Source organism: Pseudorhodoferax sp. Leaf274 (assembly GCF_001422445.1).
GTDB lineage: Bacteria > Pseudomonadota > Gammaproteobacteria > Burkholderiales > Burkholderiaceae_C > Pseudorhodoferax.
The window spans coordinates 283804-295076 of the sequence record NZ_LMNA01000029.1 but is presented as its reverse complement, the minus strand read 5'-3'; the positions used below and the strand labels follow the sequence as shown (position 1 = coordinate 295076).

Sequence of the window (11273 nt, the reverse complement as noted above, 5' to 3'; positions counted from 1 at the left end):
CCCCCGGCAACGCGCTGCCAACGCTCCGGGCCATGCCGCCCACAGATTCGTCATTCGATCCATCGAGTTGCCCGCAGAAGCAGGCCGCAGGCCGCCTTGTGCAGCCGCTCGCCAGTGGCCGCCGGCGCCAGCCCGGCGCGTGCACGCGCGTGCGTGCCCTCCAGCACGATGGCGAGCTTGTAGCAGGCCAGCACCGCATACCAGCGGTAGGCCGTCAGGTCGCGCGGGCTGTGGCAGGCGTAGTGCTCCACCAGATCGTGCGCTGCGGCGAAGCCGTCCCAGGGCGCAATGTTGTTCGTGATGTGGTGCGAACCATCGGGCCGCGGCCAGGTGGCGAGCAGCGTGCCCAGGTCGACGAGCGGGTCGCCCACGGTCGACATCTCCCAGTCCACCAGGGCGGCCAGCTCGGCGCCGTCATGGCGGAACATGACGTTCGACAAGTGGAAGTCACCGTGCAGCACGCCGGGTGCCGTGTCGGCCGGCTGGTGGGTACGCAACCAATGCGCGATCGGCCCGATGTCCGGCAGCCCGGCCAGGCCCGGCCAACCCGCATGCTGCGTGTAGCTCTCCAACTGGCGGCCCCACCGCTGCACCTGCCGCGTCAGGAACCCCTGAGGCCGGCCGAAGTCCTGCAGTCCCAGCGCTTCGGGGTCCAGTCGGCCCAGCGTCGCCGCGGCCTGTGCCATGGCCATGCCCATGCGCCGGCGGATGTCGGGGCGCGATGCGTGCAGCGCCGGCAGACCGGAAGTTCCGGCATTGAACCCCTCGACCGCACGCATCAGGAAGAACGCCGTGCCCAGCACCTCGGTGTCGGCGCACGCGGCGACCAGTTCGGGATGCGGCACGCCGCTGCCCGCCAACGCACCCAGCACGCGCGCCTCGCGCAACATGGCCGCATTGCTCTCCGGCCGGGGGTGGGGCGGCGGGCGGCGCAGCACGTAACCCTGCCCGCCCCGCTCGAAGCGGAGCAGGACGTTCTGTGTGCCGCCCGTGAGCCACTGGCGCTGCGTGAGCTCGCCGTGGCCGATGCCGCGCCCGTCCATCCAGCCGCGCAAGCGGTCGGTGTCCACCAGCGACCCGTGCCCGGCGGATGCCGAAGCGGCGGCCATGGTCACAGCACCTCGCGGTAACGCTCCTGCGCCTTGCGGCGCAGCGCCGGCAGGTGCTGGCTCGGAAACGACTCGTCGGCCGGCTTCACGGCGGCCAGCAACTCCTTGGCGAGCGTGACCTGGTGCACTTCGGTCGGCCCGTCGGCCAGGCCCATCACGTACGAGGCCAGCAGTTGGTCGAGGAACGGCATCTCGTTGCTCACGCCCAGCGACCCGTGCACCTGGATCGCACGCGACACGATGTCGTGCAGCACCCTGGGCATCGCCGCTTTGACGGCGGAGATGTCCTTGCGCACCTTCTTGTAGTCGTTGTGCTTGTCGATGAGCCAGGCCGTGCGCAGCACCAGCAGGCGGAACTGCTCCAGCTGGATCCACGAGTCCGCGACCATTGCCTGCACCAGTTGCTTGTCGGCCAGGCTGCCGCGCCGCGAACGCCGCGAGACTGCACGCTCCAGCATCATGTCCAACGCCTTGCGCGCTTCGCCGATGGTGCGCATCGCATGGTGGATGCGCCCTCCTCCGAGCCGCGTCTGCGCCACCTCGAACGCGTTGCCGCGCTCGCCCAGCATCTGGTCGGCCTGCAGCCTCACGTTCTCGAAACCGATGTAGCCGTGGGCGTGGCCCTGCGGCTTTCGGCCCGCGAGGTGCACGTCGCGGATGTGCCGCAGGCCGGGCGCGTCCGCCGGCACGATGAAGGCCGACAGGCGTCGGTGTGGGGCCGCGTCGGGATCGGTCACGGCCACCGTGATGAAGAACGACGCATAGTTGGAGGTGGAGGCGAACCATTTCTGGCCGTTCAGCACCCACGCGTCGCCGTCACGTTCCGCCGTCGTGCGGATGAGCGTGGGATCGGACCCGCCGTGCGGCTCCGTCATGGCAAAGCTCGAGACGATGTCGTTGGCCAGCAGCGGGGCGAGCAAGGTGCGCTTTTGCTCCTCCGTGCCGTAGTGGGCCAGGATCTCGGCGTTGCCCGAATCCGGTGCCTGGCAACCGAACACCGTGGGCGCAAAGGACGAGCGCCCCAGGATTTCGTTGAGCAGCGCGAGCTTCACCTGGCCATAGCCCGGCCCGCCCAATCCATGCCCGAGGTGGCAGGCCCAGAGTCCGCGCTCCTTCACGCGCTGCTGCAGCGGCTTGACCAGTTTGTTGCGCAGCGGGTCCTGCACTGCGTAGGGGCTCACGAGCACGTGTTCGAGCGGCTCGACCTCTTCGCGGACGAAGGCGTCGACCCAGTCGAGCTGCTGCTGGAATGGGGGATCGGTTTCGAAGTCCCAGGCCATGGGTGTTCCTTTCTGGAGAAATGTTCAGGCGTGCAGGCCGCCATCGACGGGAATGGTGTGTCCGGCCACGTAGGCAGCCAGCGGCGAAGCAAGAAAGAGCGCGACACCGGCGATGTCCTGCGGCGTGCCCACACGGTTGAGCGGAATGCGCTGCAGGGTCGAGGCCAGCCGCTTCGGATGCTGCGTCGTCGCCCGCGTGAGCTTGGTCGCGACCAGCCCGGGCGCGATGCCGTTCACGCGGATGCCGTCGCTGGCCATGGCAGCGCCCAGCGTGCGCGTGAGCGAGATCGCACCGGCTTTGGACGCCGCATAGGCCGGGTTGCCGATCGACGACTTGTAGCCCGAGATGGAGCTGACCACGACGACCGAACCGCGCGCCGCCTTCAACGCTGGCTGGAAGTGCATGCAGCAGCTCATCACGCTGTTGAGGTTGACCTCGACCACGCGGCGAAAGGCCGCATCGCCGAACTCGGCGCGGCCATATTCCACGATGCCCTGCGAGAGAACCAGCACATCGAGCGCGTCGAAGGGCGGCGTCCATGCCGCGATGGCCTGCGCATCGCCCACGTCCACCTGCGAGAAGCGCAGCCCGGCAAGGTCCGACCCTTCCTCGGGCCGGTAGTCTTCGGCGCGGGCACGCGTGCCCCAGACATGCACTTCGGCGCCGGCCGTGCGGAATGCCTGGGCCACGCCATTGCCGATGCCGCTGGATCCCCCGACGACGAGCACGCGCTTGCCCTCGAAGCGCAGGATGGCCGGATCGGCCGATGGGAATGCTGCAGAGGCAGGTGGCATGGCGTTGGCTCGTGATGGGCTCAGCGGGAAAGGCGCATGGCTGCGCCTGCAAGAGTGATCAGCCGTCTGCGACCGGCGAAGCCACGGCAAGCCCGCAGCGCACTTGGCCTTGGCAGCCCACGGCCCATCAATCCAGCTTGATGTGGGCCGCCTGGATGGCCGCGCTCCAGCGCGCTGCATCCTTGCGCATCAGCGCGCCGAACGCATCGCGCTGCACCGAGGAAACCTGGAAGCCCCACAGCTCGTTCCACCGCGCCTTGACGTCCGGCTTCTGCAGGTGCCGCTGGATGTGGGCGGCCAGCTTGTCCGCAATGGGCGCCGGCGTGCCCGCCGGCACGAGGATGCCGGCGAAGCCCAGGACGCTCGGTCCGGGCACGCCGGACTCGGGCAGCGTGGGCAGCTCCGGGAAGGCCGACAGCCGCTGCGGACCGTTGACCGCCAAGGCACGCAGCGCACCGCCCTTGGCGTGTGCCTTGTACATGCCCACGGTCATCATCGCGCTGTCGACCTGGCCGCCCAGCAGGTCGTTGGCCAGCGGCGATTCGCCCTTGTACGGAACACGCAGCAGATCGGCCCCGATCGCCTCGGAAATCATGGCGCCATAGATGTCGGTGTTGGAGCCGATGCCCCATGTCGCAAACGACATCGGGTGGGTTTTGGCGTACGCCGCCAGCTGCGCCATGTTCGCCACGGGCAGCCCGCTGCGCACCACCAACACGACGGGCGACTTGATGAGTTCGGTGACTGGCACGAAGCTGTCGAACGGGTCGTAGCCCGGCTTGGGCTGCAGCTGTGCGTTGATCAGGTGGCTGGTGGTCATCAACAGCAGCGTGTAGCCGTCGGGTGCGGCGCGCGCGACGTATTGCGTGCCGGTGAGCGAACTCGCGCCGGGACGGTTGTCCACCACGACCGGCTGGCCGAGGGTTGTGCGCAGGTCCACGCCGATCTCGCGCGCCATCGCATCGACGGGAGAGCCCGCGGGAAAGGGCACGACCAGCGTGATCGGGCGCGTGGGGTAGTCCTGCGCCTGGGCGCCCGGTACGGCCATGAGCGTGGCAGCCGCCACGGCGGTGGTCAGCAGCACCATGAGACGGGATCGAAGGGGCATGGTTGTCTCCTGGGGAAGAAATGGCGTGGCGACCTGGCGTGCACTGCGCGCCATGGTCAAACCAGGCGGTTGCTGCGCCCAGCCCAGTAGCGGTCGCGCAGCAGGCGCTTGTAGAGCTTGCCGTTGTCCTGGCGCGGCAGCTGCGCCTCGAAATCGATGCTGCGCGGGCACTTGAGCGCGGCGAGGCGCGCGCGGCAATGGGCGATCAGTTCGGCCTCCAGCGCCGGGCCGGCCTCGGCCATGTCCACCGGCTGCACCACGGCCTTGACCTCCTCGCCGAACTCGGCGTTCGGCACGCCGAACACCGCCACGTCGACCACCTTGGGGTGCAGCGTCAGCACGCCCTCGGCTTCCTGGGGGTAGATGTTCACGCCCCCGGAAATGATCATGTAGGCCTTGCGGTCGGTGAGGTAGAGGTAGCCGTCCTCGTCTAGGTAGCCGACATCGCCCAGCGTCGACCATCCCTTGTCGTTGAACACGCCCTCGGTCTTGCCAGGGTCGTTGTGGTAGGTGAAGCGGCGGCTGCCCTCGAAGTAGATCGCTCCCGGAACGCCCGGCGGTTGCAGCTGGCCGGCTTCGCCGACGATGCGCACCGTGTTGAGCAACGCCTTGCCCACCGAACCGCGGTGCGACAGCCACTCGGTGGACGTGATGAACGTGCAGCCCGAACCTTCCGAGCCGCTGTACTGCTCGACGATGCACGGCCCCCACCAGTCGATCATCTGTTGCTTGACGTCGACAGGGCAAGGTGCCGCGGCGTGCAGCGCGCACCTCAGCGAAGACAGGTCGTACCGGCCCCGCACCGCGTCCGGCAGCTTCAACATGCGCACGAACATCGTCGGAACCACCTGCGTGTGCGTGACGCGGTACCGTTCCACCAGCGCCAGGAAGGCTTCGGGATCGAACTTCTCCATCACCACCACCGTGCCGCCCATGCGCTGCACCGCGGTGCTGAAGCCCAGCGGGGCCGCGTGGTACAGCGGAGCGGGCGACAGATAGACCGTGCCTTCGTCAAAGCCCAGCGTCTGCGCGAACAGCGCCATGATGGGCACCATCGCTCCGATCGGGTTGTTGGCGAACGGCACCTTGATGCCCTTGGGCTGGCCTGTCGTGCCCGACGAATACAGCATGTTGTGGCCGCCGACCTCGTCCGCGATCGGCGCTGTGGGCCAGGAAGAGATGGCCTCGTCCCATTGCGCGAACGGGCCGAAGGCCGCATCGACCGCAAGAAAGTCCTGCACGCCGGGGCACAGCGCCGGCATCTGCTGGGCCAGCTCACCCATCGCCGCCGACGACACCAGCATGCGGGCGCCGCAATCGTTGGCGATGTAGGCCGCCTCGGCCGCGCTCAGGTGCGTGCTGATCGGCGTGAAGTACAGGCCGGCACTCATCGCGGCCCAGTAGACCTCGTAGAAGCGGATGTTGTTCTCCATCAGGACCGCGAGGTGGTCTCCGGACTTGAGCCCGAGCGCACGCATCAGGTGCGCGCCCTGGTTCGCGCGCGCGACGAGTTCGGCGAAACGCAGCGTCTTGCCACTGCCGGCCATGACGACGGCGGGGCGGTCCGGGTGCTTCTGGGCAACGGTGGAGGGATGGGTCATGTCTCTTCTGGAGTAGGTGCGAACGTCTCGGAAAGCGGAAAGCAAAGCCTTCACACGTCGAGTTTTTATGGTTCAACCATTTAAAATACTAGCACGACTTTGTGATGCTGTGCATCCGGCCCAACCCCTCACCGACACGCTGTCCGACGACCGAAGTCTGATCTTCTGTTATTTTGGTTCTACCTTTAATATGATGAGATTTCTTCAGCAACGATCCGGCCTGTTCGATGAACCCAACCCACCCCGCGCACCAGAGTACGCACCTGGACGACCTGCTGGCCCAGCGCCACAGCTGCCGGCAGTTCCGCCCGGATCCGGTCCCGCGCGCCACCATCGAGCGCATGCTGGCCCTGGCGCAGCGCAGCGCCTCGTGGTGCAACGCGCAACCCTGGCAGGTGACCGTGACCAGCGGCCAGGCGACAGAGCGCTTGCGGCAACTGCTGCTCGACCACGCAGGCGCACCGGCCGCGCCCGACTTTCCATGGCCGCGCGCGTACCAGGGCGTCTACCAGCAGCGGCGACGCGAGTGCGGCCTTGCGCTGTACGACAGCGTGGGCATCGCGCGTGGCGACCGCGCGGCATCGGCACGGCAGGCGATGGAAAACTTCCGCCTCTTCGGCGCACCCCACGTCGCACTGATCACCACCGACGAGGCGCTCGGCCTCTACGGCGCCGTGGACTGCGGCGCCTATGTGGCCAACTTCCTGCTGGCCGCCACCAGCCTGGGCGTCGCCACCATCGCGCAGGCCGCCCTGGCCGCGCGCGGCCCGCTGGTGCGCACGCACTTCGGACTGCCCGACAGCCGGCGCCTGGTGTGCGGCATCTCCTTCGGCTTTGCCGACGCGGAGCATCCGGCCAACCGCTTCCGCACCATCCGCGCACCGCTGGCCGATGCCGTGCAGTGGGCCGACTGAGCCGGCACGGCCGACGCACCCTTCCCGAACCCGCCATTTCCCGAGAGACGAACCAAGCATGCACCAACCGCACTGGATGGACGCCGAACTCCAATCGCTGCGCGACAGCGCGCGGCGGTTCTACGACACCGAACTGGTGCCGCACGAAGCCCGCTGGAGCGCCCAGCAGCATGTGGACCGCGAGGTCTGGTACAAGGCCGGCGCCGCCGGCCTGCTGTGCCCGGGCATCTCGGAGGAATACGGCGGCGGCGGCGGCAACTTCCTGCACGAGGCCGTGATCTTCTCCGAGCAGGCGCGCGCCATCGCAGGCGGCCTGGGCAACTCGCTGCACAGCGGCATCGTCGCGCACTACATCGAGAACTTCGCCAGCAAGGACCAGAAGCGCAAGTGGCTGCCCAGGATGGCCACCGGCGAGCTCATCGGCGGCCTGGCCATGACCGAGCCGGGCACCGGCACCGACCTGCAGGCCATCCAGACCCGCGCGCTGCGCGACGGCGACCACTACGTCGTGGACGGCAGCAAGACTTACATCACGAACGGCGGCAGCGCCAACCTGGTCTGCCTGGTGGCCAAGACCGACCCGGCCCAGGGCGCGCGCGGCGTGTCCATCATCGTGGTCGAGACCGATCAGGTCACGGGGTTTCGCCGTGGCCAGCCGCTGCACAAGATCGGCATGCACTCGCAGGACACCTGCGAGCTGTTCTTCGACGGCATGCGCGTGCCGTGCGAGAACCTGCTCGGCCCCGAGGAAGGCCAGGGTTTCCGGCAGCTGATGAAGGAGCTGGCGCGCGAGCGCATCATCACCGCCCTGATGTCGCTGGCCTGCATGGAGCGTGCGATCGAGGAGACCCTGCGTTTCACGGCCGACCGCAAGGTCTTTGGCCAGCCGCTGCTCTCCATGCAGAACACGCGCTTCAAGCTGGCCGAGTGCGAAACCCAGGCGCACCTGGCTGGCGCCTTCCTCGACGACTGCGCTGGCCGCCTGCTGGCTGGCCAGCTCTCGCCCGCCACCGCAGCCATGGCCAAATGGTGGGTCACCGAGGCCTGCGGCAAGGTGGTGGACGAATGCCTGCAACTGCACGGCGGCGCCGGCTACATGACCGAATACCCGGTTGCGCGGCTCTACCAGAACGTGCGCGTGCACCGCATCCTGGCGGGCACCAACGAGATCATGAAGGAGCTGATCGCGCGCGAGATGGAAAAGCGGCTGGCTTGAGCGCCTGTCCCGCCGCCGAAGAGGCCGCTGTCGACCACGGCCTTGAAGCCATGGGGGGAGTGGAAGGGGCAGGCGCATGGCGCGGAACGCCGCGTCCACGGCGCCGGTCATGCAGCGCTCCCTCTCAGGCGAACAGCTGCTGCCGCTCGGCCATGTCGACCAGCAGCGCGGGCGGCTGGAACCGGTCGCCGTAGCGCTGCGCCAGTTCGCTGCTGCGCCGCACGAAGGCCCGCGGCCCCACGCTGTTGATGTACTGCAGCGTGCCGCCCGTCCAGCGCGGAAATCCGATGCCGAGCACCGAGCCGATGTTGGCGTCGCGCGCCGCCTCGATCACGCCCTCCTCCATGCAGCGGACCGATTCGAGGGCCTGCACATGGAGCAGCCGGTCGCGCAGGTCTGCATGGGGAACCGCCCCGCCACGGCCGGGGAAATGCCCGGCCAGCCCCGCCCACAGTTGCTTGCGTCCGCCTTCGGGGTAATCGTAGAACCCGCCGCCACCCGCACGTCCAGGCCGGCCCAGCGCCACCATCTGCCCGATCACGGCCCAGCCCGCATGCTGCGGCACGGCCTCGCCCGCGGCCTGCAGGTCGGCAATCGTCTGCTGGCGCACCGACCAGGACAGGGCCATCGAGGTCTCGTCCATCACGGCCAGAGGCCCCACGGGCATGCCGACGCTGAGCGCGCCGTTCTCGATCTCGGCCGCCGGCACCCCTTCGGCCAGTAGGGCCGCGCCTTCCTTGGTGAAGGTTCCGAACACGCGGCTCGTGAAGAAGCCCCGGCTGTCGTTGACGACGATGGGCGTCTTGCCCAACTGCTGCACGAAGTCGTAGGCGCGTGCCAGCGTCTCGGGCGAGGTCCGCGCGCCCTTGATGATCTCCACCAAAGCCATGCGGTCCACCGGCGAGAAGAAGTGCAGACCGATGAAGTTCTCCGGCCGGGAGGACGCCTGCGCCAGGCCTGTGATCGGCAAGGTGGAGGTGTTGGACGCGAAGATGCCATTGGGCGCGAGCTGCGGCTCGGCCTCGCGCGTGACGGCCGCCTTGAGCTCGCGTTTCTCGAACACGGCCTCCACGATCAGGTCGCAACCCTTGAGGTCCGCGGCCGTGCCGGCGGGCGTGATGGCGGCCAGCGTGCGCTGCATGCGCTCGGCGCTGAGCGCGCCCTTCTCCACGCGCTTGGCCAACGCGCTCTCCACCCGGGCCTTGCCGGCCTGCGCCCCCTCCAAGGTCGCGTCCTTCAGCACCGCCTGCAGGCCCCGCTGGGCGCAGACCTGCGCGATGCCCGAGCCCATCAGGCCTGCACCCAGGATACCGATGCGGGTGAACCGCGCAGGCACCACGCCAGCGGGCCGCCCCTTGCCCGACTTGATCTCGTTGGCCTGGAAGAAGAACGTGGTGATCAGGTTCTTGGCGACCGGATGCGTGGCCAGGTGCACGAGGTAGCGGCTCTCGATGCGCGAGGCCGTGTCGAAGTCCACCGTCGCACCCTCGATGGCCGCCGACATGGCCGCCTCGGGTGCCGGGTACAGGCCGCGCTGCTTCTTCATCTGCAGCACGGGCGCCGCGCGGAGCCAGGCCAGTGGCGCCGGCGACCGGTCCGTGGCGCCCGGGATGCGGAAGCCCTTGCGGTCCCAGGGCTGCAGCGGCTCTGGGTGGGCGGCGATCCAGGCCCGCGCCAGCGCCAGCACGGCGTCCATGTCCGGCGCCACGCCGTCCACCAGTTGAAGCTCGAGCGCACGCGCAGGGCCGAAGGTCGTGCCATCGACCAGCAGCGGCATGGCCGCCTGCAGGCCCAGCATGCGCACCGTGCGCACGACGCCGCCCGCGCCCGGCAGCAGGCCCAGGCCGGCTTCCGGCAGGCCCAGCAACAGCTGGGCGTCGTCGACCACGAAGCGGGCATGGCAGGCCAGGCACAGCTCGAAGCCACCGCCCAGCGCGGTGCCGTTGATGGCCGCGACCACGGGGCGGCCCAGCTTCTCGAGCCGGCGCATCAGCGCTTTCATGCCTTCGGCGCGGTCGAACAGCGCCGCGGCGTCTTCGGGCCGGGCCGCGAGCAGGCTGTTGAGGTCGCCACCGGCGAAGAAGGTCTTCTTGGCCGAGGTCAGGATGACGCCGGCGATGCGCTCGCGCCCGGCCTCCAGCCGCTCGACCGCGTCCGCATAGGCCGCGCGGAATGCGCCGTTCATCGTGTTCGCGGACTGCCCGGGCATGTCGATGGTGAGCGTGACGATGCGGTCGTCGCCCCAGTGGATGGTGATGGCGGTGGGTTCGGTCACGGAGGAATCCTCAAACACGTTCGATGGTGGTTGCCACGCCCATGCCGTCGGCGGCGCACAGCGTGACCAGGCCGCGCTGCAGGCCGCGGCGTTCCAGTTCGTCCAGCAGCGTGCCCACCAGCATGCAGCCCGTCGCCCCGAGCGGATGGCCCATGGCGATGGCGCCGCCGTTGACGTTCTCGCGGTCGGCCGGCACCTCCATCTCCTGCATGAAGCGCAGCACGACGCTGGCAAACGCTTCGTTCACCTCGAACAGGTCGATGTCCTGTACGCGCAGGCCGGCCTTGGCCAGCGCCATGCGCGCCACCGGCGCGGGCGCCGCCAGCATGATGGTGGGCTCGGCGCCGGTCACCGCCACGGACACGAAGCGCGCACGTGGCGTGAGTCCCAGGGCGCGGCCCTTGGCCTCGCTGCCGATCAGCAGCAGCGCGGCGCCGTCGATGATGCCGGACGAGTTGCCGGCAGTGTGCACATGGGCGATGCGCTCGACCTGCGGGTAGCGCAACTGGGCCAGCGCGTCGAACCCCATCTCGCCCATGTCGGCGAACGAGGGCTGGAGCCGGGCCAGCGTGTCCAGCGAGGCGTCCGGCCGGATGGTCTCGTCCTCGGCCAGGATCACCAGGCCGTCCAGGTCCTTCACGGGCACCAGCGACCGGGCGAAGCGCCCCTCGGCACGTGCCTGCGCCGCGCGCTGGTGCGAGGCGAGCGCATCGACCTGACCGCGCGTGTGGCCGTCCAGCGTGGCCATGAGGTCGGCGCTGACGCCCTGGGGCACCGGCTGCATGCGAAAGTTGAGCTGCGGATTGGCATCGCGGGCGCTGGGCGCCGCGCCCATGGCGATGCGCGACATCGATTCCACGCCGCCCACCACCACCAGTTCCTCCCACCACGAGCTCACCTTCTGCGCCGCGATGTTGGCCGCCTCCAGGCCCGATCCGCAGTAGCGGGTCAGAGACCATGGCATCTGTCATGGAG

Annotated in this window: 9 protein-coding genes; 2 read left to right on the top strand and 7 right to left on the bottom strand. The window is 69.1% G+C overall.

Annotation, left to right across the window (positions count from 1 at the left end; all coding sequences use genetic code 11):
- Positions 1-50 precede the first annotated feature (50 nt).
- The 5 genes from ASF44_RS26720 to ASF44_RS26700 form a co-directional block, all read right to left on the bottom strand.
- Positions 51-1109, bottom strand: a complete 1059-nt coding sequence (locus ASF44_RS26720) for a phosphotransferase family protein (RefSeq protein ID WP_056902304.1) — start codon at positions 1107-1109, stop codon at positions 51-53.
- Between the two features lie 2 nt (positions 1110-1111).
- Positions 1112-2389 (bottom strand): acyl-CoA dehydrogenase family protein, encoded by a 1278-nt coding sequence (locus ASF44_RS26715; RefSeq protein ID WP_056902303.1) that lies wholly within the window; start codon positions 2387-2389, stop codon positions 1112-1114.
- A gap of 24 nt (positions 2390-2413) precedes the next feature.
- Positions 2414-3184 (bottom strand): SDR family NAD(P)-dependent oxidoreductase, encoded by a 771-nt coding sequence (locus ASF44_RS26710; protein ID WP_056902302.1) that lies wholly within the window; start codon positions 3182-3184, stop codon positions 2414-2416.
- A gap of 127 nt (positions 3185-3311) precedes the next feature.
- Positions 3312-4292: a tripartite tricarboxylate transporter substrate binding protein gene (locus ASF44_RS26705; protein ID WP_162243874.1), complete on the bottom strand. Its 981-nt coding sequence runs from the start codon at positions 4290-4292 to the stop codon at positions 3312-3314.
- 56 nt (positions 4293-4348) lie between these two features.
- Positions 4349-5893, bottom strand: a complete 1545-nt coding sequence (locus ASF44_RS26700; RefSeq protein WP_056902300.1) for an acyl-CoA synthetase — start codon at positions 5891-5893, stop codon at positions 4349-4351.
- 227 nt (positions 5894-6120) lie between these two features.
- On the opposite strand from ASF44_RS26700, the gene ASF44_RS26695 reads away from it, so the two are divergent.
- Positions 6121-6807 (top strand): nitroreductase, encoded by a 687-nt coding sequence (locus ASF44_RS26695; protein ID WP_056902299.1) that lies wholly within the window; start codon positions 6121-6123, stop codon positions 6805-6807.
- Positions 6808-6865: 58 nt separating this feature from the next.
- The gene (locus ASF44_RS26690) at positions 6866-8023 is read left to right on the top strand and encodes an acyl-CoA dehydrogenase family protein (protein ID WP_056902298.1); all 1158 of its coding nucleotides are present in this window, start codon (positions 6866-6868) and stop codon (positions 8021-8023) included.
- Between the two features lie 124 nt (positions 8024-8147).
- On the opposite strand, the gene ASF44_RS26685 is transcribed toward ASF44_RS26690, so the two are convergent.
- On the bottom strand, positions 8148-10298 hold the full coding sequence (locus ASF44_RS26685; protein ID WP_082525063.1) for a 3-hydroxyacyl-CoA dehydrogenase NAD-binding domain-containing protein: 2151 nt from the start codon (positions 10296-10298) through the stop codon (positions 8148-8150).
- 10 nt (positions 10299-10308) lie between these two features.
- Entirely contained in the window at positions 10309-11262 is a 954-nt protein-coding gene (locus ASF44_RS26680) for an acetyl-CoA C-acyltransferase (protein WP_056902297.1), read from the bottom strand.
- Between the last annotated feature and the right edge of the window lie 11 nt (positions 11263-11273).

Coding starts and splice junctions, on each gene's coding strand:
- ASF44_RS26720 (WP_056902304.1), bottom strand. CDS start 1,109: ATGGCCGCCGCTTCGGCATCCGCCGGGCACGGGTCGCTGGTGGACACC.
- ASF44_RS26715 (WP_056902303.1), bottom strand. CDS start 2,389: ATGGCCTGGGACTTCGAAACCGATCCCCCATTCCAGCAGCAGCTCGAC.
- ASF44_RS26710 (WP_056902302.1), bottom strand. CDS start 3,184: ATGCCACCTGCCTCTGCAGCATTCCCATCGGCCGATCCGGCCATCCTG.
- ASF44_RS26705 (WP_162243874.1), bottom strand. CDS start 4,292: ATGCCCCTTCGATCCCGTCTCATGGTGCTGCTGACCACCGCCGTGGCG.
- ASF44_RS26700 (WP_056902300.1), bottom strand. CDS start 5,893: ATGACCCATCCCTCCACCGTTGCCCAGAAGCACCCGGACCGCCCCGCC.
- ASF44_RS26695 (WP_056902299.1), top strand. CDS start 6,121: ATGAACCCAACCCACCCCGCGCACCAGAGTACGCACCTGGACGACCTG.
- ASF44_RS26690 (WP_056902298.1), top strand. CDS start 6,866: ATGCACCAACCGCACTGGATGGACGCCGAACTCCAATCGCTGCGCGAC.
- ASF44_RS26680 (WP_056902297.1), bottom strand. CDS start 11,262: ATGCCATGGTCTCTGACCCGCTACTGCGGATCGGGCCTGGAGGCGGCC.